Source organism: Pseudomonas triticicola, assembly GCF_019145375.1.
Lineage (GTDB): Bacteria > Pseudomonadota > Gammaproteobacteria > Pseudomonadales > Pseudomonadaceae > Aquipseudomonas > Aquipseudomonas triticicola.
The window spans coordinates 3,490,442-3,512,859 of the sequence record NZ_JAHSTX010000001.1 but is presented as its reverse complement, the minus strand read 5'-3'; the positions used below and the strand labels follow the sequence as shown (position 1 = coordinate 3,512,859).

The 22,418-nt window shown below is 60.0% G+C and carries 15 protein-coding genes; 2 read left to right on the top strand and 13 right to left on the bottom strand.

From position 1 onward, the window contains the following. Positions 1-51: 51 nt before the first annotated feature. Positions 52-2,799 (top strand): RHS repeat domain-containing protein, encoded by a 2,748-nt coding sequence (locus KVG85_RS15675; RefSeq protein WP_217864298.1) that lies wholly within the window; start codon positions 52-54, stop codon positions 2,797-2,799. An 80-nt stretch (positions 2,800-2,879) separates the two neighbouring features. Here KVG85_RS15675 and KVG85_RS15670 read toward each other — a convergent pair whose 3' ends face one another. The 13 genes from KVG85_RS15670 to yaaA form a co-directional block, all read right to left on the bottom strand. Then, positions 2,880-4,331 (bottom strand): mannose-1-phosphate guanylyltransferase/mannose-6-phosphate isomerase, encoded by a 1,452-nt coding sequence (locus tag KVG85_RS15670; RefSeq protein WP_186568165.1) that lies wholly within the window; start codon positions 4,329-4,331, stop codon positions 2,880-2,882. A gap of 102 nt (positions 4,332-4,433) precedes the next feature. Then, on the bottom strand, positions 4,434-5,090 hold the full coding sequence (locus KVG85_RS15665) for an alginate O-acetyltransferase AlgF (protein WP_137215452.1): 657 nt from the start codon (positions 5,088-5,090) through the stop codon (positions 4,434-4,436). A gap of 14 nt (positions 5,091-5,104) precedes the next feature. Further along, positions 5,105-6,277 (bottom strand): alginate O-acetyltransferase, encoded by a 1,173-nt coding sequence (locus KVG85_RS15660; protein WP_016771604.1) that lies wholly within the window; start codon positions 6,275-6,277, stop codon positions 5,105-5,107. Between the two features lie 10 nt (positions 6,278-6,287). Beyond that, positions 6,288-7,853, bottom strand: a complete 1,566-nt coding sequence (locus tag KVG85_RS15655; protein ID WP_133334825.1) for an MBOAT family O-acyltransferase — start codon at positions 7,851-7,853, stop codon at positions 6,288-6,290. 271 nt (positions 7,854-8,124) lie between these two features. Then, positions 8,125-9,237 (bottom strand): mannuronate-specific alginate lyase, encoded by a 1,113-nt coding sequence (locus KVG85_RS15650; protein ID WP_217864297.1) that lies wholly within the window; start codon positions 9,235-9,237, stop codon positions 8,125-8,127. Between the two features lie 8 nt (positions 9,238-9,245). After that, positions 9,246-10,712 (bottom strand): alginate O-acetyltransferase, encoded by a 1,467-nt coding sequence (locus KVG85_RS15645; RefSeq protein WP_130928293.1) that lies wholly within the window; start codon positions 10,710-10,712, stop codon positions 9,246-9,248. Positions 10,713-10,723: 11 nt separating this feature from the next. Beyond that, positions 10,724-12,295 carry a mannuronan 5-epimerase AlgG gene (algG, locus tag KVG85_RS15640; RefSeq protein ID WP_125918316.1) on the bottom strand — a complete coding sequence of 524 codons (1,572 nt, stop codon included), beginning with the start codon at positions 12,293-12,295 and terminating at the stop codon, positions 10,724-10,726. Positions 12,296-12,321: 26 nt separating this feature from the next. Then, positions 12,322-13,803 (bottom strand): alginate export family protein, encoded by a 1,482-nt coding sequence (locus KVG85_RS15635; RefSeq protein WP_042607701.1) that lies wholly within the window; start codon positions 13,801-13,803, stop codon positions 12,322-12,324. Further along, positions 13,800-15,212: an alginate biosynthesis TPR repeat lipoprotein AlgK gene (algK, locus tag KVG85_RS15630; protein ID WP_217864296.1), complete on the bottom strand. Its 1,413-nt coding sequence runs from the start codon at positions 15,210-15,212 to the stop codon at positions 13,800-13,802. Before algK ends, KVG85_RS15635 begins: the two co-directional genes overlap by 4 nt. Positions 15,213-15,221: 9 nt before the next feature. Continuing rightward, positions 15,222-16,391 carry an alginate biosynthesis protein Alg44 gene (locus KVG85_RS15625; RefSeq protein WP_217864295.1) on the bottom strand — a complete coding sequence of 390 codons (1,170 nt, stop codon included), beginning with the start codon at positions 16,389-16,391 and terminating at the stop codon, positions 15,222-15,224. 35 nt (positions 16,392-16,426) lie between these two features. Further along, entirely contained in the window at positions 16,427-17,908 is a 1,482-nt protein-coding gene (alg8, locus tag KVG85_RS15620) for a mannuronan synthase (RefSeq protein WP_162098720.1), read from the bottom strand. 99 nt (positions 17,909-18,007) lie between these two features. Then, the gene (locus tag KVG85_RS15615; RefSeq protein ID WP_016771595.1) at positions 18,008-19,324 is read right to left on the bottom strand and encodes a nucleotide sugar dehydrogenase; all 1,317 of its coding nucleotides are present in this window, start codon (positions 19,322-19,324) and stop codon (positions 18,008-18,010) included. Positions 19,325-20,132: 808 nt separating this feature from the next. Then, positions 20,133-20,912, bottom strand: coding sequence for a peroxide stress protein YaaA (gene yaaA / locus KVG85_RS15610; protein WP_217864294.1), 780 nt, complete (start codon positions 20,910-20,912; stop codon positions 20,133-20,135). A 374-nt stretch (positions 20,913-21,286) separates the two neighbouring features. Here yaaA and KVG85_RS15605 point away from each other — a divergent pair, with 374 nt between their 5' ends. Continuing rightward, positions 21,287-22,363 (top strand): polysaccharide deacetylase family protein, encoded by a 1,077-nt coding sequence (locus tag KVG85_RS15605; protein ID WP_437182199.1) that lies wholly within the window; start codon positions 21,287-21,289, stop codon positions 22,361-22,363. The last annotated feature ends 55 nt before the right edge of the window (positions 22,364-22,418 follow it).

Here is a 22,418-nt window from a genome sequence, read left to right as displayed (position 1 = left end):
GGTCCGCGCTTGCTCTCATGAGCGAAGGGCACACTGGGACGTTGACGCACTATGGGCATCCACAGCAATACGCCAACGCTTGCCGTGAACGATCCGCGCGGTTTGGCCATCCTCAACGTCAACTACTGGCGCGCCGATGCGGCGCTGGCAAGCGAGCCCCGGATCGAGCGGACGTTACGCGACGCCGCCGGACGTGCAGTCAAACAATGGGATGCGCGATTGTGGGCGTTGCAGGTGATCGATCCGCAAGCGCCCGCCAGCCTCACCACCACCCATGCCTTGAACGATATCGCGCTGCGCTCGGACAGTAGCGATGCGGGAGTTCAGGTCCGGTTGCCGGGATTGGCCGGCCAGACGCTGTTCAACTGGGACAGCCGTGGCACATGCCGCGAGATTGCATACGATGACTTGCTGCGCCCTGTCGCGGTGTTCGAAGAAGGCACAGGCGTACCTCGCCGCTGCGCCGAGCGTTTTGCCTATGGCCGGCCCGGCTTTGGCGAGGCGCTGCGCAATCAGCTCGGTCAGTTGATCCGGCATGACGATCCGGCCGGTAGTGTCCTGTTCGAGCAATTCGCAATCACCGGCCAGTGTTGTGAAAACACCCGACACTTCGCGCTCGATCCGGTTGTGCCGGATTGGCCAGATGCTGACGTTGAGCGCAAGGTACCGCTGGAGTCCGAAGGGGCAACCACGCAATGGCGCTTTTCACCGCTGGGCTCCGTGCTGGAACAGGTGGATGCCGCTGGTCATCGGCAGGTATTCGCGCTGACTCACGACGGACGATTACGCGGGGTTGATCTACGGCTCAGGTATCAGACTTCAGACCATCCTGTGGTCAGTGATATTCGGTACAACGCCGAAGGTCAGGTGACCCAGGAGCTGGCAGGTAACGGCGTTCTGACCACGCTGAGCTACCGCCCTGAAGACGGCCGTCTGCTCATGCGTCATGCTCAGGATCAAGAGGGCAACGTTTGGCAGGACCTGTTGTATGCTTATGACCCGATGGGCAATGTGCTGAGCATCGAAGACCAGGCATTGCCGGTGCGCTGGTTCGCCAACCAGCGTATCGAGCCGGTCAGTCGTTACCGCTATGACAGTCTTTATCAGTTGTCCCATGCCACTGGCTGGGAGGCCGGCGCTGCCGGTGGCGGGCCGACCGCTGTCGCCAACTACAGCCAGCGTTATCGTTACGACGCCGGCGGCAATTTGCGCGAGCTGACTCACGTCGGCCAACAGAGTCCAGGTCATCAACTGCAGGCCGCGCCCTATAGCAATCGGTGTTTGCCGTGGCGCGACGGTAAGCCGCCCTCCGAGGCAGAGATCGCTGCAGCTTTCGATCCGCGGGGTAACTTGCTGGTGCTGGATCAGGGACGCCAGTTGCAGTGGAATCTGCGTTGCCAGCTGGACTCGGTCGTGGTCGTCTCACGCCGATCAGATGCCGATGACCGGGAAAGCTATCTCTATGACGGCGCCGGTCAGCGGGTATGCAAAATGCGTTCGTCACGGACCTCTGCGCGCAGTCTTCTTGCCCAGGTGCGTTATCTGCCGGCGCTGGAGTTACGCACCGACACTGGCACGGGTGAGAGCCTGCAAGTGATCATCGTGCAGACCGTGCTCAGCAATGTACGCGTCCTGCATTGGCAAAGCCCACCGCCGACCGGCCTCAATAATCTCTACCGATACAGTTTCAATGATCATCTGGGTTCGATCAGTCTTGAGCTGAGCGCAGATGCGCAGCTGATCAGCCGCGAGCATTTTTATCCATTCGGTGCAACGGCGTGGGCCGAAGAACCCGCCGTCAGCTACAAGACCGCGCGGTATTCGGGAAAGGAACGTGACGCCACGGGGCTTTACTATTACGGGTTTCGCTATTACGTGCCGTGGCTGCAACGCTGGCTGAATAGCGATCCTGGCGGAGCGATCGACGGCCATAATCGCTATCGCGCGCTGCGCAATAACCCAATGACTTACAGGGACAGCGACGGGCGAAAGCCCGACAAGCCCGACAAGCCTGCTGGCGATCGGGTGTATCACGATCTTGCCGACAAAAAACTGGTCAATCCCGTGCAAGCCGCCGGCATGCAGCCCGTGCGCCGTTACTTCGAGAATGACCCCAACCCTGACGTCCAGGCCTTCCGCGGTGAAATACCCTTGGTACTGGCGGAGCTGGGTGCCCGGGACAACTCCATGCTCAACACCCATCAGGCCCACGTTATCGCTGCTGCCCGGACGAACACGGCGTCGCCCTCCGGTGCTGTGCTTTATCACTCCGGAGAGCTGGTTTCATCAGCGATGAACAGAGTGGTGGGAGAGGAGGCTACCAGTCGGGTGATGGGACCCTTGTCTGTCGCTTTCAACAGCCCTGTTGAAGATCCCAACGTATTGGCTAAAAGACGGGGAGCTGTCGCCACGGGCTTCAAGGTCGGTGGGAAATTATTGATGCACGCCTCCAATCCTGCCGTACAGCTGGTTGGAGCAGCGGGTGTTGCCCTGGGCAACGTGATGAATATTTCAGAGGCGCAGACGCGTATTCAACACAGAGTTTTGACCACCCCCGTCAATGCGCCGTTGTCACCGCCTTCGAGTACACCCACAGTAGACTTTCAGTCGTTGAACGCGGCATCGTCTGCACGGCATCAAGCGCAGCTTGCAGAACACGGTGAAACACCGAGCCCATGGGCGCAACAACTGCTGGTTGCCGGTTTTACAGCGCCGTTGGAGGGTGTTCATGCGATTGATGGCGCAACCGCCGAAGACAAGTGGATGAACAGACCTCGGCGAAACTCTGGCTTCGGCTAAACCAAAAAAAGCCCCCGCCCAGCCCGCTGCGGATAGGGAACGCAACGGGCTGGACGAGGGCTTCTAGTTTTAGTGATTGATTACTGCGCGATGGTCTTCACCGACACGCCGCGTTCGATCGGGGTGGAGCGGCCGTAGATATCTTCGAAACGCTCGATATCGTCTTCACCCAAGTACGAACCCGACTGCACTTCGATGATTTCCAGCGGGATCTTGCCCGGGTTGCGCAGGCGATGCACCGAGGCGATCGGGATGTAGGTCGACTGGTTTTCGGTGAGCAGGAACACGTTTTCGTCACAGGTCACTTCGGCGGTGCCGCTGACCACGATCCAGTGTTCGGCGCGGTGGTGGTGCATCTGCAGCGACAGGCACGCGCCCGGCTTGACCGAGATGTGCTTGACCTGGAAACGCCCGCCCATGTCCACCGAGTCGTACGAGCCCCACGGACGATAGACTTCGCAGTGGTTCTGGGTTTCGCTGCGGCCCTGGGCGTTGAGGGTGTTGACCATCTGCTTGACGCCCTGGACCTTGTCCTTGTGGGCAATCATCATCGCGTCCTTGGTTTCGACCACGACGATGTTCTCCAGACCGATCACCGAGACCAGTTTGCCGTTGCCGTGGATCATGCAGTTCTTGCTGTCCTGGATGACCACGTCGCCTTTGCTGACGTTGCCGTTGGCGTCTTTTTCGTTGACTTCCCACAGCGACGACCAGCAGCCGACATCGCTCCAGCCGGCGCTCAGCGGCACCACGCAGGCGCGCTGGGTTTTTTCCATCACCGAGTAGTCGATGGAGTTGTCCGGGCAGCAGGCGAAAGTGGCTTCGTCCAGGGTGACAGTGTCGGCGTCCTGCTGGCTGCGCTCGAGGGTCAGCAGGCAGGTGTCGTAGATGTCCGGATCGTGCTTTTTCAGTTCTTCGAGGAAGCGGCTGGCGCGGAACAGGAACATGCCGCTGTTCCAGTAGTAGCCGCCGGATTCGACGTACTCGGTGGCGCGCTTCACATCCGGTTTTTCGACGAAGTGCGAGACGCGGCTGACGCCTTCTGGCAGCAGCGAATCAGCGGTGGATTTGATGTAGCCGTAGCCGGTTTCCGGTTTGGTCGCCGGTACGCCGAACAGGACCATCTCGCCGTTCTCGGCTGCGACAGTCGCCAGGGCCAGCGCGCGTTGCAGGGCTTTCTGATCTTCCAGCACGTGGTCGGCCGGCAGCACCAGCATCAGTTCGTCACGGCCTTCATTGACCAGCATCATCGCGGTCAGCGCCACGGCCGGCGAAGTGTTGCGGCCGAACGGCTCCATCAGGATGCGCTGGCATTCCAGATTGCGTGCGGCCAGTTGCTCGTTGACGATGAAACGGTGTTCCTTGTTGCAGACCACGATCGGCGTGTCCATGCCTTCGAACACCAGGCGCTCGAGGGTTTGCTGGAACAGTGTGTGTTCGCCGGTCAGGGCGAGGAATTGCTTGGGGAATTGCTTGCGCGAAAGAGGCCACAGACGCGAACCGCTACCACCTGACAAGATCACCGGAATCATAATGTTTACTCCATAAAATGCAGTTGAGAGCTGCAAGCTGCAAGTGGTGAGTTAGAAGCACTTCACTTGCAGCTTGAAGCTAGTAGCTGATAGCTCGAGCGATTAGCGAGTCGACACCGGGCGTTTCACCCAGACTGGCGACAGGTTGCTGCCGTTGCCGGTGACGTACAGCACCGCTGCTTCACCGCGCTCCAGAGCGACCGGTTTCACGTCGCCGACTTTCTTGTCGCCTTCGTACAGCGCCAGGCTGACTTTCACCGGGTTGATTTCACGTTCGCCACGGCCCTTGGCAGCGACATTCGGCACCACGTCGGTCTTGCCGTCGGCGGTTTTCAGGGTCAGCGATTTGTCGCTGAGGTTCTGCACGCGCACCAGGGATTTCTGCTTGTTCTTGAACGGCGGCTCTTCGATCAGTTGTGGCGCGCCGGAAGCGTTGTTGACCAGGGTGTAGTAGTGGTCACCGGCGAGTTTCACCGGCAGGGTCTGGCTGCCGACTTTGGCGCTGTAGTCGCCGCCTGGCATGAAGCTGAAGTCGCTGCTGGCCAGTGGCGCGATATCGCTCAGGTTGGTGCTGCCGACAGTCGCGCTGACTTCAGCGTTGCTGGCGTTGTAGACACGCACGAAGGTCGAGCCTTTCGGTGCGGTCGGGCCATACAGCGCGGCGTCGCCGCCGGCGAAGGCTGGGACGGAAAGTACGCTGAGGCCAGCAACCAGTGCGAAGCTTTTAGCGAGACGACGAGGAGTAGTAGTGAAAGTCATGGTGTACCTCTCTTTCAGTTTTGCGCCCGATCGGGCGTCTCGGATTTAGTGTTGATGGCTACGTTTTGTTGGCGGGCGCCGGCTTGTTTGAGCTCTGCGACCCACTGCGGGTCGGCGTCGCCGATTTCGTTGTTCACAGGCAGATATCGTTCAGGAAACTCCCAGATCAGCACTTGTGGCGGGCTGTTCTTGAAGTCATCGCTTTTCAGGTAGCTGAGCATCGGCAGAATCGGGCCATGGCCGTCTTCGGCGTAGTTGACGACGTCGCTGTGCAGCGCTTGTTTGAGCGCACCGACGAAGTTCCAGTTGGGGTTGGCGCTGTAGCTGGTGCCGATCAGCGCGACCGGTACTTCGCTGTTGGCGAACAGGGCGTCGTCACCGGCAGGTTGCTCGGCGGCAACGGTGTTGCGTTTGAGCAGTGGCTCAGGCGCCGGCATCATGTTTTCGAACAGCGGATCGAGCGGCAGGAACAGACGCAGATCGCCCTTGTGCGTGACCTTCTCTGCTGGCGTGGTAACGAAGCGCTGTGGCTCGCCGCTCAGCGGGAATTTCTCGGCAATGGTTTTCGCCAGCGTGTTGGCGGCGATCTCGGCGCCTTCCGGCGTCCAGTGGGTGTCGGTGCGCAGGAACACTTGCTGACCGTTCTGCTTGGCCTGTTGCAGCGGGCCGAGCAGGTCAGGGGCGAGGATCTTGTCGGCCGCGACACGGGCGTGGAAATCCTGATACAGGTTCTGGTGAATGCTCGAAGGCTTCACTTCATCCAGATGCTCCGGATACAGACGCACCTTGGCCGGGACGATCGCCATCACCAGTTTCACGCCTTTCTCTTTCAGGGTCTGGCGCACGCCTTCGACCAGCGCGTAGTTGCCTTGCAGGTTCTGCTGTTCGTTGACGATCGGGTTGAATTCCTCATCGCTGTACAACCACTGGTCGCGGCCGAGCACGACGCCCGGACGACCTTCGTTGAACAGTTTGAAATCCAGCGCGGCCCAGAGGTTGGTGCCCAGACGCTTGATCGGGAATTCATCGTCGTAGTGGGTTTCCACCGCCTTGGTCCAGCGGCCATTGAGCACCGTCGCGTCGGCGTTGGTGCTGAAGCCGAAGAAGCTGCGAATCGACCACAGACCGAGGACCAACAGCGTCACCAGGAACAGGGCGATGTAGAAGATGCGTAATGAGCGGGTCATGTCAGATCCCTCAGAACTGGAAGTAAAGGAACGGCGAGAAGCTTTGCGCCGAGAGTTTGAGAATCGAGGCGATGAACAGCAGTAGGATCAGCCCGCGCATCACGTAGCGCGACCAGTCGGCGGTCCAGTAGGCCGGTTGCACCTGGGCTTCGACGCCGACGGTGTAGCCAGGTTCGTGGATGCTCGCCGGATTTTCCCCAGGTGCTGCCTTGATCATTCCCGGCGTCGCCGTGGCAGGGCCATCGGCCTTGACGTTGACTTCCGGTTTGGTCTTGGCTGGCGGCTGATTGGTGTACAGATCACGCAGACCGAAGAACGCCAGGGTCACGTAAGCCACCACCAGGGTCGCCACTTGCAGACCGGTCAGGCTGGCCTGATTGAGTTCCGACAGCGACCAGTCGCCGAAGCTGAACATCGCGCCGTACATGCGCCCGGCGACGTGCAGGTTCTCGGCACGGAAGATCACCCAGCCCATCACTACCAGCAGGAAAGTCAGTGCCCAGCGGATCGGGTTGAGGCTGCGCGGCGAGGTGTTCAGGCCGAGCATTTTCTCGATTGCCAGCCACATGCCGTGCCAGGCGCCCCAGATGATGTAAGTGATGTTCGCGCCGTGCCACAGACCACCGAGCAGCATGGTCAGGAACAGGTTGCGATAGGTCATCAGCGTGCCTTTACGGTTACCGCCGAGGGTGATGTACAGGTAGTCACGCAGCCAGGTCGACAGGCTTATGTGCCAGCGGCGCCAGAACTCGGTGATCGACTGGCTGATGTACGGCTGCTTGAAGTTTTCCATGAAGCGGAAACCCATCATCAAGCCCAGGCCGATGGCCATGTCGCTGTAACCGGAGAAGTCGAAGTACAGCTGCGCGGTGTACGCCAGCGCACCAAGCCAGGCGTCACCCGTGGTCGGGTTCTGCAGGGCGAAGCAATGGTCGGCGACCACGGCGAGGGTGTCGGCGATGAAGACCTTCTTGATGAAACCCTGCATGAACCGCGTGCAGCCCTCGGAGAATTTGTCGAGGGTGTGCGTGCGGTTGTTGAACTGATCGGCGAGGTCGCGAAAACGCAGAACCGGGCCGGCAATCAGGTGCGGGAAGATCGCCACGAATGCTGCGAAGTCGATCAGATTGCGCGTCGCCGGCGTGTCGCCACGGTACACGTCGATGATGTAGCTGATCGATTCGAAGATGTAGAACGAAATACCGATCGGCAGCAGCACGTGGGTGAGGATGAACGGCTCGAGACCGAACGAAGTCATGATCTCGTTGATGCTGTCGACACCGAAGTTGGCGTACTTGAAGTAGCCCAGAATGCACAGGTCGACGGCCACGCCGAGCAGCAGCCAGCGCTGCGCCGGTTTGGTTCGTACGCCGGCGGCACCGACCTTGAGGCCGATCCAGTAGTTCCACAGCGTGACCGCTGCGAACAGCGCGAGGAAGTCCACCCGCCACCAGGCGTAGAACACGTAGCTGGCGATCAGCAGCAGCAGGTTGCGATAGCGTTGCCCGCTCAGGTAGTACAAGCCGAGAAAGATCGGCAAGAACAGAAACAGGAACACGTTGGATGAAAATACCATCCCGATCTCTCCATGTTTGAACCAACAGTCAAGGGCCAAAGCCCCCCCAAACCCCCCGTGGTAGTGGAGGGGTGACACAGTGTTCGCTTGAGGTCGGAGCTGGCCGTCAGACCGCGCCCCTCACCCCCCGCCCTCTCCCCGAGGGAGAGGGAGCCTGATCTCCATGGTTTTCAAAAATGGAGATCGACTCGGTATTTCATTTCGGCGTAACTCGCACAGCCACCTCGGTCAGTCCCCTCTCCCTCCGGGAGAGGGTTAGGGTGAGGGGCTTTTAGCCCTTTTCATGCGACGGGTCGTAGACCTTGGTCAGGTCGCCGCCAAGACGGAAAGTCTTGAACGGTTGCATGTCGCGCTTCTTCTCGATCACATCCGGCGCGCAGGTGTAGAGCGTGCAGAACGGTTCGAGCCAAGCGAATTTCATGTCCTCTTTCAGGTCGGTCATGTCCTGCTTTTTGCCGTTCTTTTCTTCGAACTCATCAGGATCCTTGACGCCGGCCAACACCCGATCACCGAGACGCTTCAGTGCGCCATTGTTTTCCTGACGCAGATCGACACCATTGACCTGGGCGAAACTGGCGATCATCGCCAGCGGCGGCAGGGCGTAGTTGTGGTAGGCGAGGGCGCGTTGCTGGCGCTTGAGTTCGTTGGGCAGGAAGCCATCGGCATCGACTTGATTGACGCCGACCTTGTATTCCTTGACCGCCCAATCGAACAGGTCGCGGCGGTTGGTGGCGACGGCGGTGGCCATCACCGACCAGGCGGCCCAGTACGAGTGGTTGTTGGTTTTTTCCAGCGGCAGGTTGTCCCAGTCGCTGACCACCTGATCGGCCATTTTGCTGAACCAGGCTTCGATCAGCTGCGCTTCCTGTTGGTGCTGAGCCAGTGGGTGCGAGTCGGAAAACTTCAGGCGAATGTACGAAGACGCCATGCTGCCCAGCGCCCATTTGCGCATCGACTTGCCGGTGTGGTTGAAGTCTTTGGACATCAACGCGTCAGCCTTGGCCCACGCGGTCAGCCAGTTGAGCGTGCATTCGAGCTGCTCCGGGCGACCGTCGCGCATGAACTGCATGACCCGCTTGGCGGTGCCGCGTTCCAGCGTGGTGATGTCTTTGGTGGTGTCGCGAAAGGCTTTTTCCGACTGCACGTTCAGCGTAGCGCGGGCCTTGTCCGAACCTTCGTACTTGCTGCGAAATTGCAGCGGACCGGTGTACGGCGCCGGCATCGCGTCGCAGCCATCGCTCTTGTCGCCGGTCTTGAATTTATCCACCGGGGCGAAGTAGCCCTGCGGCGGACGCAATGGCGCGGCGGCCTGAGTGGCCCCGGCGAACATCGCCAGGCTCAGGAGTGTCGGTGCCAACAGGTTTTTCAGTTTCTGATTTCGCATAGCAGACCTCATTGCCCGAGCTGCGCGGTCTGTTGACCGACGCCCGGGAATACGTTGCGTTTGCAGATTTTCGCTTCGACTTTTTGTGGCGTGGCGCCAGGTCCGGCTTCAGGACCCTGGACTTCAACGGCCAGCAGGTTTTGCGAGGCCCAGTCTTCGTCCGTGCGCAGCTCAAAGGCGAAACGACCGTCGGTGTCGGAGGTTTCCGGTTTCTCGATCTTGATGTCCTCGTGGCGACCGTTCATGTACCAGAGGGTGGCTTGCAGGGTTTTCACCGAGGTGTCGGCGAAGCGGATGTCGACCTGATGGTTGGCGTTTTGCAGGTTCAGGTTCTTGCTGTTGACCAGCAGTTCTTGCTTGCTGCCCGGCTTCAGCGTGGCACTGGCGGACATTTGCGCGTCCTTGCCTTCGCAACCGTTATCGAGCAGCGCCATCATCTGGCGATAGATGGTTTCCTGATCGAGGCGATACAGCGGCGAGAATTCCCAGATAAGAATCTTCGGCGGGGTCTTCTGGAATTCTTCGCTGCCCAGGTATTGCAGCATCGAACCTTCGAAACCGCCGCCGGGGAAGGCCACGTTGAGGATGTCGGCGCCGATGGCTTCTTCGAGGAAGCCGGCGAAGTTGTAGTTCTTGCCGCTGTGCGATGTACCGACCAGAGTGATCTGCGGATTGCCGGAATCGCCGAACAGATCGCCGTCACCGGCCTCGCCTTTCGGCTCGGTGGTGAACTGGTCCATGTACTGGATCGCGTAACTGGTGCCGCACAGTTGCCCGGCCATGTTGTGCAGGGTGCCGGTCTTGCCCATGCGTCCGGAGCGCTTGGTCTCGAATTCACGCTTGGGAATGTCGGCGAAGGCCGGGATCTGCTTGACCTTTTCGGCGACGATTTTTGCCGTGCGCTGGGCACCGTAAGGTGTCCAGTGCTGGTCGCCTCGGAAGTAGAAATCGTGGGCGGGCAGGGTGTCCGGCAGCGATTCGTTGGTCAGTGGCGACAGGTCCGGCACCACGTAGCCCATCTTGGCGAAACGGCCGAGCATGGTCTTGTAGTTGCCCAGCGCTTTCTCGTAATCGAACGCGGCTTTTTCCTGCGGGTTGAGCTTGTTGCGGTTCACCAGGCCACGGGTCGGCTGGTAAACGATCACCAGCTCGACGCCTTTGCTCTTGAACGCGTCGTGCAACTGTTGCAGACGCTTGTAGCCGGCCGGCGTGGTGTTGAACTCGGTGCGCAGGTCTTCCTGGGTACGGAACAGCCAGTCGCCCTGGGCCTGTACCAGGGTGGTGAAGTTCTGCTGATAACGCGTGGTGTAGTTCTTCGCGTCATGGGCCGCCGGGCACAGGTTGCAGCACGGCTCGGCGGTGAACTTTGGTGGCGTGACGCTTGCGCCGTCAGCGTCGGCGCGAGCGTTGCCGGCAGCGAGAATGCCGAGGGTCAGGGCCGAGAGGCTGAGCAGTTTGATCATGTGTGGGTGCATAAAAATTATCCTCAGTCCTGCAATTCGGTCTGGCGTTCGACAGGGTCGATCAGCACGGCTTTCTGCTGGCGCACCAGCAGGTCGAGAATTTCATCCTGGCGCTCGCCGAGGATGCCGTTGAAGCTGATCCCGCTGGACTTGGTCGGCGCCAGCATCGACACGCGATACAGCTCGACACTCAGCGGCGAGTCTATCGACAGCGGGCCGCTGCCGTTGGCTGCCAGCTCGCCGCCGACGACGATCAGCGAGACCTGCGCGTCGAACGGGTCGAGCTTGATGTCACGGTCGGTGTCGGTCAGGTCCTTGATGTGGCCGTAGATACCGGTCAGGCCGTTGGTCATGGCAACGTTTTCGTAGAGGCGGATGTTCACGCTGTTACGAATACGAATGCCGTGACGGGTATTGCTGATGACCTTGTTGCCCCACAGCAGGTTGTCGGCAGACTCGTAGAGCGTGATGCCGTCGGTGTGGTTCTTGTAGATCTCGTTGTAGGCAATGATGTTGTTGACGCTGTTACGGTCGATCACCAGGCCCGACAACTTGTTGTCGAAACTCTTGTTGTTGAAGATGAAGCTGTCATTGACCTCACGGGAAATAATGATCCCGTGCTTCTTCTTCGTGCCGTGAACGGTGTTCTCGGCAATGATCAGACGGTGCGAGCGGTCATGCGGGTCGATGCCGTAGACGATGTTGTCTTTGTAGGTGTTGCCCTTGACCACAAAGTCGCTGGTTTCGTAGCAGTAGAAGCCGTACCACATGTCCGAGAACTCGGAGCCGACGATCCAGCCGGTCGGTTCCGGGCGCTTGAGGACCTTGGCCATGTTCGGCGTGTACTGGGAAATACTCACCCCGTACGACTTACTGTTGGCGTAACCGAAACTGGCCATCTTGCTGTTGACGATGTAGGTCTCGGTGCCGCCCCAGGCGAGCAGGAACGGACGGAATTCCTTCGGCGAACGGAAGGTCGCCGGGCCGTTGTCCTTCTCGCGCCAGCCGGTGACTTTGGTGTCACGCACGAACAGTTTGCCGTCGTTGACCAGGAACGAACCGGCCTCTTGGGACAGGCGCAGTTCCTGGGTCTGGCCATCGATTTCGAGGATGCCTTTCTCGCCGACCACGATCGGCAATTTGGCCAGGTACACGCCCGGAGCGGTCTCGCTGAAATACTGCTTGGGCAGTTTTTTCGCCAGATCCTTGAGGTTCATGTAGCCGTCGTCGATGAAGATCGCCTGCGGGATGCCGTGCTGACGCACGACCCATTCGGCCATCTTGTTATCGCCGCCGATGAAGTCCTTCAGAGCGTTTTCCTGCATCATCCGGCGCACGCTGATCTTGCCCGGCTTGCTGCGCACGATCTTCGCCGCAGCGGCTTCGGCGGTGAAGCCGGACAGGTCGGGCAGTGTCGGCTTGGCCAGTTTCAACGCGTCGGTCGGCGCGCTGCTGACGGTGTAGGTTTTGGCCTGTTGCAGTTCCTTGGCCACGGTCGCAGGTTTCGCCGGTTCAACATTGGCGAAGGCGCCGGCGCTGGCCAGCAGCATCGCGCCGGCCAGCAGGCTGAGTGAGCCTGTTCTGGTGCTGATCATGTCGGGCACTCCCTTGGCGGTTTGCATCAGAAGCGCCAGATCACGTCAATGAATGCGCGGTGCATGTAGGAATCAACCTGGCTGCCGTAGGCATCGCCCGGTTTGAACACACCGCCACGGAAACGCACCAGTGCCGAAGGCTCGTCGATCGACTGGCTCAACGCCGCCGGCAACAGGCCCTGCTTGAAGTACTTGGTGACGACCAGGTCCATTTCCTGACCCAGGTCCTTGTTGCCATCTTCAAGCGGCAAGGATGTGCTGGAGAGGATTGCGCCGGTGACGTCGTCGGTGTTGTTTTCCACCGCGTTGATGCCGTTGCTGCCGACCGGCTTGTTGCCGTCGACACGCCAGAACTTGTGGTAGATCAGGCTGGCGTCGTACTCGTCGTTGACCATCCACGAACCGAACAGGGTGGCGGTCTGCATGTTGTTCATTTCGCCACGGAACGCTTCGCCGAAACGGTGCACGCGCGAGCGGGTACCGGTGTAGTTGGAGCGGTTGCTCTCCAGACCGTTCTGTTCGTAATCGGCACTGGCGCGGGCGTAGGCACCGCCGACTTGCCACTGCGGATCGAGGCGCAGACGCACGCCGACATCGGCTGCCCAGCCGCTGATGTCATCGCTGCGCTTGGCTTGTGTCGGGCGCGTGCCATCGGCGTTCAGCGCGTTGACCGTGTCGCGGTCGCCGCTCATGCCGGTGATGCTGCCCCAGTAGTTGACGGTGTTGGTGTTGCGCCAGTTGTAGGCGTCGCTGTCGGCAGTCAGGCCGATCCAGCTGATGTCGCCGTTCTCGGTCTTGTCCAGCGAATCGCGCGGGACGCCCGGCTCGGCGTAATCGAGTTTGCCGTCATCGTGAGTGTGGTGGCCGCGAATGCCGACCCACTGCCCCGGCGTCCACTGGTAAGCAGCGTCGGCGTAGGCGTGCAGGCGATCCTTGTCTTTCGGCGCCAGCTCTTTCAAGTCGGTGCGGTATTCGCTGAAACGCTCGGCGACACCGGCATTGGCGCGCAGCAGTGTGGTATCGAAGGTCCAGTTCAGCGCTTCGATGTTGGTGTCGCGCCATTGGCCGTCGTCATTGCGCAGACGCTGACGACCGAACTTCAGAATCTCGCCAGGGTAGGGCGTGAAGCCGCTGTAGCCGACCCAGAACTCGCGCATCGCCAGGTAGTTTTTCTTGGTTTCGCGATCGCCGCTGTCGGTAGTCTGTTCGCCGTCCGATTGTTGCAGGGTGTCGGTCTCGATGATGTCGGTCGAGGTCACGGCCTGACCCATCGCATAGGCGCTCCACGCGCCGCTCTCGCCGTAAATCCACGGACGCAGGTCGAGGCCCACGCCGTTGACGTCGCCGCCGCCGGCAGTGCCAAGGTCACGGTCGTCTTCGGACTGGCCGGTGAGTTTCACTTCCAGACCGAAGTTCTTGCTTTCAGTCATCGCAGCCAGTGTCGGGCAAGACCAGATCAGCGCGAAGGTGAGGCCAATACCGGCCTTCACGAATGGGTTCAGCTTCATAGTTTTTCCTCGCCGTCTTCTTCTTGCAGGGCGTGCAGTTGCAGCGTGTTCGAGTTCAGGGCGCCACGGCTGGCCTGTTCCTGTTGCAACAGGCGGCGGGCTTCGGGCAGGCGCTCGGGCGGCAGTTGCGCCTCGAGGGTCGCTGCCAGTTCATCGGCTTGCGGGGTGTTCTGCGCCTTGGCCAGTTGGCTGAACACGTAAGCGTTCAGCGGATCGGGCTTGGTGCCCTTGCCTTGCGAGAACAGTTGGGCGATGGCGAAGTCGGCACTGTTCTGGCCGTTGCGCGCAGCGGTCAGCAGGTGGTCGAGAGCCTTCTGCGGGTAGACCTTGCCCAGGTAGCCACGACGGTAGATCTGGCCGAGGTAGTAGTCGGCAGCGACTTCGCGGCCGACGGCTTTCTGGAAATGTTCCTCGGCGACTTTCGCGTCAGCCGGGACCAGTTTGCCTTCGTAGTAGACCTTGCCCAGCAACAGTTCGGCGCGCGGCTGGTCGGCGGCGCGGCCGTTGTCCAGGTACTTCATCATCTGGTCGACGTCGCCCAGTTCGGGGAAGTCGTAAAGCAATTGCGCGAGGGTGACCCACGACGCCGGGTAGCCCGGAGCGATCGGCTCAAGCAACGACTGCGCGGTTTTTTCGTCGGTCTTGCCCAGGGTCGAATCGGCCAGCACGCGGGCTACGGAGTCGACACGCTGCGCAGTGACGGTGCCACGGCTGTAACCGGCCTGCATCTGCTTGATCAGCTCGGCCTGTTGCTCCGGCTGGCCACGTTTCTGGTAGACGGTGGCGAGTTCGACGTAGCAGATGTCGGTGGTGTTGAGCGCAGCCTTGCAGATTTTTTCCACGTCATCCAGGTGCTGGTCGTAGGTGCCTTGGGTGCGATACAGCAGCACCTGCGCCAGACCGGCTTCCGGGTAACCCGACTTGCGCCACTGATCGATCTGCTGCTGCGCGTTGATGTTGGGGAAGCTGTGCGGGTATTGCAGGTACAGCATCGCCAGCGGGATCAACGTGTTGCCTTCGCCATTGGCGGCGGCTTTTTTCAGCAGGGTTTCGGCTTCGTGGTGCTCGGCTTCGGTGGAGCCCGGCTTGGCCACCAGCAGACGACCGAGACGTGCCTGGGCACGCGGCGACACGCTGGCCGCTGCGCGGTAAGTCGCCTCGGCCTGTTTCATCTGCGCCGGGTCGCGGCTGTCGACCTGGATATCGGCCAGGCCGACTTGCGCCTCGCTGTAACCCAGATCGGCCAGTTGCTGGTAGTTCTGCGCAGCGGTGGCGGTGTCGCCACGCTTGAGCGCTTCGTTGGCCAGACGCTGGTCGGGCAGCCCGGCGCAACCGGCCAGACTCACCGCCAATGCCAGGGCACACAGTGATAGCGGTGTTCTGAGGATGGGTGGAGTAGTCACAGGCATGTCCTCGACTTAAAGACCGGCAGCCATGGCTTTGTCGATCAGCCAGTTCAGGTTCGGGCCACGGTCGCTGTTCACTTCCACCGGGCGGCCGGCCAGGCTGCTGTCGAGCGGCTCGTCTGGCTTGATCTGTACGCGGATGTCGGAGGACAGGTCGGCGCTCTTCAGGCTGGTGCTGCTGACGATCTTGCCGGTGCGGGTCTTGTCTTCGCCAGCGATCTGGAAGCTCACCGGAGTGCCTGGACGCACGTCGCCGAACTGGCGATAGGAGAAGCGAGCTTCAACGTTGGCCTGGGTGTTGCGCGGTACCAACTGGAAGATCACGTCGCCCTTGCTCGCGTACTGACCGTCAGCCACCAGTTGCTGGGCCACGGTGCAGTCGCACGGCGAAGTCAGGGTGCCGGTCATTTGCTTGCCGAACAGTTCTTCAACCTTGGCCGGGGCCAGTTGGTCTTCGGCCAGATGGCCCTTGAGCACGTCGAGCATGCTGGTGCTGAAGGTCGCCAGTGGTGCGCCTTTGGCGGCAACGCCGTCGGACTTGACCAGGCTCTGCACGGTGCCGTCGCGCGGCATGGTGATGTTCATCCCCGGCACGCTGACCAGACCGGCCTGCGCGTGGCTGACGAAGTACATGCCGTACACCGACTTGAAGATGAAACCGGCAGCAACCAGGCCAACAGCGAAAATACCGGCGCTGAAGGTCACGGCTTTCAGGCGGCCGAACGGGGTCATGCCGGTGTCGTTGGTCTTGTTCTTGCGCGCCTTGGTGAAGTTGTCGCGCTGCAGGGTCGCCAGTACTTCGCCGATGCTGACGATGTCGCCGGCCAGGTGCGAAGTGATCAGGTGGCGCAGGGTGGAAATGTCCTGCGGCTCGAGGTTCTGGAACTGGCAGCCGGCGCGGCCGGTGGCGCGATCGAAAGAACGCACCTGCAGTTCAACGTCCATGGCCAGGCCGAGGTTGTCGATGACAAATTGCAGACGCGCCTTGTACACCTCGCCGATGGTCAGCGGCATCTGCCCGGCGTTGAACGCCAGACCGCCAGCCGACAGATCGAGGACCCGCGCTTCGAGCGGCGTCCGGTCAGGGCCGAAGAAACGCAGCTTGGCCGGGATTTTCACGCGAGCGTGCTGGCGCTGGGCTTCGGATTCATGCACTACGTTGACGTTGACGGCGGTATTCATAGGGGCGATTTCCTTGTTAATTCAATAGGAGCGGGTCAGACCATCATCAGCAGCACGGCGACAAAAATGCTGCCGGCGGAGAAGGTCATGGTCCGAGACGACCAGGTGTTGAACCAACGTTGAAAGCTGGCGAGATCACGGGTCAGGGATGTGGGCTGGCGAGTCCAGGATTGTTGGTCGAGGCGGAAGAACACGTAGATCTTCACCAGGGCGCCAACGATCTGGTTGTAATACAGAATCGCCGGGTAAGCAGGGCCGATGCGGTGGCCGGAACACGACAGCAACAGCGTCAGGATCAGGCGGGTGATACCGATCCACAGCAGGTACACGAGGATGAACGCGGTGCCGTACTTGAAGCTGGCGATCAGTGCGACGGTCAGGCCGAGCAGCGAAGTCCACATCGACACGCGCTGGTCGAACAGCACCACCGAGGTGAACGCGCCGAGGCGACGGATACCCAGACCCAGTGCACGGGAGTTCTGGCGCAGGTTGTTGCCGTACCAGCGGAACATCAGCTTGCGGCTGGCCTTGATGAAGCTCTTTTCCGGCGGATGCTCAACGGTGTTGATCGCGGCGTCCGGCACGTAGAAGGTGTCGTAACCCAGGCGCATCAGGCTGAACCAGCTCGACTTGTCGTCACCGGTCAGGAACTTGAAGCGGCCCAGACGCCAGTGTTGCAGCGAGTCGCTTTCAACGTCGGCGATGAATTCCGGATTGGTCACCACGGAGGCTTTGAATACCGACATCCGCCCGGTCATGGTCAGTACGCGCTTGGACAGGGCCATCGAGCACATGTTGATGTGGCGCTGGGCGAAACGCAGCTTGTGCCATTCGCTCATGATGTAGCCGCCGCGCACTTCGCAGAACTCGTTGGTGGTCAGGCCGCCGACATTGCCGAACAGCTGGAACCACGGCACGGTCTTGCGCACGACGCCTTCGCCGAGCACGGTGTCGCCGTCGATCACGGCCACCACGGCACGGTCGTCCGGCAGGTGACGGGAGATCGCGCGGAAACCGAAGGCCAGACCATCGCGCTTGCCGGTCCCGGGAATACGCACGAAGTCGAGCTTGACCCGCTCCGGCGGATTCATCCGCGCCCACAGCGCCTTGACCAGCAACTCGTCGGACATTTCCACGATCGAGCAGACAATGGTGGTCGGCAGTTCGCAGTCGATGGCTTCGCGGATCACCGAGCTGTAGACCTGCGCGGTGGTCAGCGCGTCAATACGAAAGCTGGTGACCATCAGAAACACATGCGACGGGTCGGCCGCTTTACCCAGCTTGCGTACTTTGCGACGCAGGTGCGGGTAAACGATGTAGAGAAAAATCATGCCGCGCACAAAGTGCGTTGCACCCATCGAGTAGCGCCAGATACCCACGGCGCCAATCAGGAAAATGAAGTCCTTCGACTCGGAGTCGAATGTGGACGTGGGCAGCATCAAGGCCAGGCCCATCAGCAGACTGAGATAAAAAAGCCAGCCGGCTGATTGCAGAAAAAAATGTTTGAGCTTGGTCATAACCGTCATCCGAAGGTAAGGGAAGCTGCAAGTTGCAAGCTTCAAGCTGCAAGCCAATCGCGTTGACTTGCAGCTCGACGCTTGTCGCTTGGGGCTGCGTTACCAGCAAATGCCTTCGGTGCGGCTACCGGCGCTGGTGGCCTTGGACATGAAGCCCACCAGGTCGATGACTTGCTTGCCCTGCGGCGCTTCCTGGGCCAGCGAACGGAATTTCTCGTCGCGGTTGCCGAGGATGATCACGTCGGAGTTGTCGATCACCGAGTCGAAGTCGGAGTTGAGCAGGGACGATACGTGCGGAATCTTCGATTCGATGTAGTCCTTGTTCGCACCGTGGACACGGGCGTACTCGACGTTGCTGTCGTAGATGCTCAGGTCGTAACCCTTGCCGATCAGCATTTCCGCCAGTTCGACCAGCGGGCTCTCGCGCAGGTCGTCGGTGCCGGCCTTGAAGCTCAGACCGAGCAGGGCGACTTTGCGTTTTTCATGGCTTTCAACGATGTCGAAAGCGTTCTGCACTTGCGATTCGTTACTGCGCATCAGCGAGTTGAGCAGCGGTGCTTCGACGTCCAGGGAACCGGCGCGGTAGGTCAGCGCACGTACGTCTTTTGGCAGGCACGAACCGCCGAAGGCGAAGCCCGGGCGCATGTAGTACTGGGACAGGTTCAGGGTCTTGTCCTGGCAGACCACTTCCATCACTTCACGACCATCGACGCCGACCGCTTTGGCGATGTTGCCGATCTCGTTGGCGAAGGTCACTTTGGTCGCGTGCCAGACGTTGCAGGTGTACTTGATCATCTCGGCAACGGCGATGTCCTTGCGGATGATCGGTGCGTCGAGCTCTTCGTACAGCGATTGCAAAACGTCGCCCGACGCGGTATCGAACTCGCCGATAACGGTCATCGGTGGCTGATCGTAGTCAGCGATGGCAGTGGATTCGCGGAGGAATTCCGGGTTGACCGCAACGCCGAAATCGACGCCGGCCTTCTTGCCCGAGCAGTCTTCCAGAATCGGGATGACCACGTTGGCCACGGTGCCTGGCAACACGGTGCTGCGCACGACGATGGTGTGGCGAGTGGTTTTTTCACGCAGGACAAAACCGATCTCGCGGCACACGGCCTCGATGTAGTTCAGTTCCAGATCGCCGTTCTTTTTGCTTGGCGTGCCGACGCAGATCATCGACAGGTCGGTATCACGAATCGCCTCGGCGAAGTTGGTCGTGCCGCGCAGGCGACCGGTCTGGATACCCTGTTGCAGCAGTTCGCCCAGACCTGGTTCTACAATCGGCGATTTGCCGGCGTTAATCATGTCGATCTTGTCTTTGGCAACATCGACGCCAACTACGTCATGGCCGCGTGCAGACAGGCAACCGGCACATACTGCGCCAACGTAACCCAAACCAAATATGCTGATGCGCATCGCAATTACCTCTGTATATATCAGGCCTTAGAGGCCGGAGTTAATGGTGTTCAGCGGTCACTAGTGCACTCGGAAGTGCGGCTTACAGGCGCCACAATGCCGTGTGCAGGCATACAAAGTTCCGAGTGTCTAATAAGTGCACTCAAGAAGTGCGCAACTAGGCCTTGTTGTTATGACTTGCCCTGTTATGCAGCCGATCTTCCGTGCGGGAAGACTCTAGTGCAGTCGTGTAGCCTGCTCGACGTCCGGTAGGGAGCCGGTAAATCAAGCAGTTAGGTGCTCAGGCGAGCACGTTTATAGGGGCGCGGCCTTGGCCTTTGTAGGGGATATTAATGGTGCGTATCTCCTGTCCTTCGATTGTTTTGAGACTAGTTAGTCACTCAGGCAAGTTGCTGTGACAACTTGGTTACATGGCTATCAGCTCTGCGTAAGTTATCTCGTACAAACTCGGCGAGAATCGTTACCGGTGGTATGAGCAACGCATTTGGACATAGTTCCAGCCCGCTCATCGTGCCAGCCGAAATTTTTTGAAATATTGATGAAGATGGCACTGGGTGCAAATTGATAGCACTAACGATTTCGCCCTTTAGTTATCGGGGCGAAACCAGGGCCGATAGTTTTGTGCCACTATGGGTAAAAAATTTAGGTGCCACTACTGAAAAAAAACTTCAGTGTCGAGTGAAACTAAAATTAGAAAATAGAGTGTGGTTTTATTGGCGCCATGAATTTGGCGATATGTCGCGAGGGGATTTTGACTTCGGGCGGACTGCACGACTCTTGAGGAAAAGAGTCGTGCAAAGGGCATGCTTTATTCCGGGGCGTGGTCGCGCAAAAACACCAGATTGTCGGGTTTCGATTGCTCCGCGCTGTAGCGATAACCCTGTACATCGAAGTGCTTGAGCTGAGCCGGGTCGTTGATGCGTTCCTGGATCACAAAACGGCTCATCAGGCCGCGCGCTTTCTTCGCGTAGAAACTGATGATCTTGTACTGGCCGTTCTTCTGATCCTTGAACTCGGTGTTGATGATCCGCGCCTTCAACGCGCTGCGCTTGACCGCAGAAAAGTATTCGTTGGATGCAAGGTTGAGCAGTACGTCATCGCCCTGATCGGCCAGTGCTTCATTCAGCCACTCGCTGATGCGCGTGCCCCAGAACGCATACAGATCCTTGCCACGGGCGTTGGCCAGTTTGGTGCCCATTTCCAAGCGATAGGGTTGCATCAGGTCCAGCGGGCGCAGCAGGCCATAAAGGCCGGAGAGCATGCGCAGGTGCTTTTGCGCGTAATCGAATTGCGCTTCGCTGAAGGATTGCGCGTCGAGGCCGGTGTACACATCGCCCTTGAAGGCGAGCAGCGCCTGTTTGGCGTTTTCCGGGGTGAAGGCGGGTGTCCAACTGCCGAAACGCGCGGCGTTGAGGCCACCGATCTTGTCGGACACGTGCATCAACTCGCTGATCTGCGCCGGACTCAGCTCGCGCAACTGCTGGATCAATTCCTGGGAATGATCGAGGTACTGCGGCTGGGTAAAGCGCTGGGTCGCCGGCGGTGTTTCGTAGTCGAGGGTCTTGGCGGGGGAAATCACCATCAGCATGAAGTCGTCTCCTTTGATCGTGGGGGCGATTCTAGGGGGTTGTCCTTGTTGACTCCAGCTATGGGGGTTATAGGTCGGCGCGAGTGCCTGGATTTGCGACGGTTGGTGGATTTTGCCCTCACCCCAGCCCTCTCCCAGAGGGAGAGGGGGCCGATCTTCGCTGGCTTCAAATTTGAGTTCGACTCGATAGCTCAGGTAGACGGATATCGAAAGAACCGCTCGGTCAGCTCCCTCTCCCTCTGGGAGAGGGCTGGGGTGAGGGTGACGACCTTGAATCTTGCACATCAGCTATAGTGCCGCGCGGGTTTTGTTATGGAGACATCCCTTTGCGCAGTGTTCTTATATTCACCGCGTGGCTGCTGAGCTTCGCGGCCATGGCGGCGCCCGGTGATGCGGCGACGCTGGATCGCACGACCTGGCCGGAGCAGCTCAGCAATCCGACCCTGTTCGACGTCGCGTCGCGGGCGGAAATTCTCATGTTCGCTCGCGGCCTGCTCGGCACCGAGTCCATCGACGACGCGGCACTGGCCCAGCGCCTGGGCCTGCGCACGGTCAATATCGATGCGGTCAATCAGCTGCGCCAGCGCCTCTGGCAGCGCTTGCTCGCCAACTACAACCACGCCCAGCAAAGCTGCGATCAGGACGCCTCGTTCTGCTTCCTCGTCGAAGACCTGCCGACCCTGCGCGAGCAGGCGGCCAAGTTCGTGGTCAGCGACGACAGCTATTACACCAAGTGGGCCGAGCCGAGCCGGATCTTCCATTTGCAGTACTTGGACGAGTTGATGCGCAAGGCCGCGCTGTCACCGCAAACCAGTAACGAGTTCGATCGTTTCGGCGACTACGAGCGCAACGGCGACGACATGCACGACCGGCTGTTTCTGCTGACCTTCGACAGCGCCGCCAACGTGCAACCGGACAACACCGACTGGCTGACCGAATACCTGCGCAAGTCCAATCTGAGCGGAACGTTCTTTGTTCTGGGCAAGGATATTCAGGCGCGACTCACCGGCCGTTCGGTCAGCAGCCTGCAGGCGAGTTTCTCCCGGCAGTGCGTGGGCGTGCAGGGCTGGGAGTTCCGCTCCCACAGCCATTGGCAGGACTGGCAGGATTCGGTGCGACGCAGCGCCGATCTGGTGAAGAACAAACTGCCGGAAAACTACGTGCCGCTGTTCCGTCCGCCGGATGGCCAGCGCCGCAGTGACGCGCAGGGTTTTTTCAATAGCCAGGGCCTGCAAGTGGCACTGTGGGACATCGATGCCCAGGACGGTGCCGGCAAGCTCAAGGGGCCGGCGAGCGCGCAGCGAGTGTTGACCCTGATGCTGCTGTGGCGGCACGGGGTGATCAATTTCAACATGAAACAGGATGCGGTGAAGACGTCCTTACCGTGGCTGATCACCCAGACTGCGCAGAGCGGCATCGGCTGGGAAGACTGTCAGGACGCGTTTCGTTGAGAAACGACAAAAAGCCCGGAAACATTGGGCTTGGGGTAATTTTCAGAAGGAATTC

What these genes read in the sequence shown, in the direction of transcription:
- KVG85_RS15675 (WP_217864298.1), top strand. Translation starts at nt 52, where the DNA reads ATGGGCATCCACAGCAATACGCCAACGCTTGCCGTGAACGATCCGCGC.
- KVG85_RS15670 (WP_186568165.1), bottom strand. Translation starts at nt 4,331, where the DNA reads ATGATTCCGGTGATCTTGTCAGGTGGTAGCGGTTCGCGTCTGTGGCCT.
- KVG85_RS15665 (WP_137215452.1), bottom strand. Translation starts at nt 5,090, where the DNA reads ATGACTTTCACTACTACTCCTCGTCGTCTCGCTAAAAGCTTCGCACTG.
- KVG85_RS15660 (WP_016771604.1), bottom strand. Translation starts at nt 6,277, where the DNA reads ATGACCCGCTCATTACGCATCTTCTACATCGCCCTGTTCCTGGTGACG.
- KVG85_RS15655 (WP_133334825.1), bottom strand. Translation starts at nt 7,853, where the DNA reads ATGGTATTTTCATCCAACGTGTTCCTGTTTCTGTTCTTGCCGATCTTT.
- KVG85_RS15650 (WP_217864297.1), bottom strand. Translation starts at nt 9,237, where the DNA reads ATGCGAAATCAGAAACTGAAAAACCTGTTGGCACCGACACTCCTGAGC.
- KVG85_RS15645 (WP_130928293.1), bottom strand. Translation starts at nt 10,712, where the DNA reads ATGCACCCACACATGATCAAACTGCTCAGCCTCTCGGCCCTGACCCTC.
- algG (WP_125918316.1), bottom strand. Translation starts at nt 12,295, where the DNA reads ATGATCAGCACCAGAACAGGCTCACTCAGCCTGCTGGCCGGCGCGATG.
- KVG85_RS15635 (WP_042607701.1), bottom strand. Translation starts at nt 13,803, where the DNA reads ATGAAGCTGAACCCATTCGTGAAGGCCGGTATTGGCCTCACCTTCGCG.
- algK (WP_217864296.1), bottom strand. Translation starts at nt 15,212, where the DNA reads ATGCCTGTGACTACTCCACCCATCCTCAGAACACCGCTATCACTGTGT.
- KVG85_RS15625 (WP_217864295.1), bottom strand. Translation starts at nt 16,391, where the DNA reads ATGAATACCGCCGTCAACGTCAACGTAGTGCATGAATCCGAAGCCCAG.
- alg8 (WP_162098720.1), bottom strand. Translation starts at nt 17,908, where the DNA reads ATGACCAAGCTCAAACATTTTTTTCTGCAATCAGCCGGCTGGCTTTTT.
- KVG85_RS15615 (WP_016771595.1), bottom strand. Translation starts at nt 19,324, where the DNA reads ATGCGCATCAGCATATTTGGTTTGGGTTACGTTGGCGCAGTATGTGCC.
- yaaA (WP_217864294.1), bottom strand. Translation starts at nt 20,912, where the DNA reads ATGCTGATGGTGATTTCCCCCGCCAAGACCCTCGACTACGAAACACCG.
- KVG85_RS15605 (WP_437182199.1), top strand. Translation starts at nt 21,287, where the DNA reads ATGGCGGCGCCCGGTGATGCGGCGACGCTGGATCGCACGACCTGGCCG.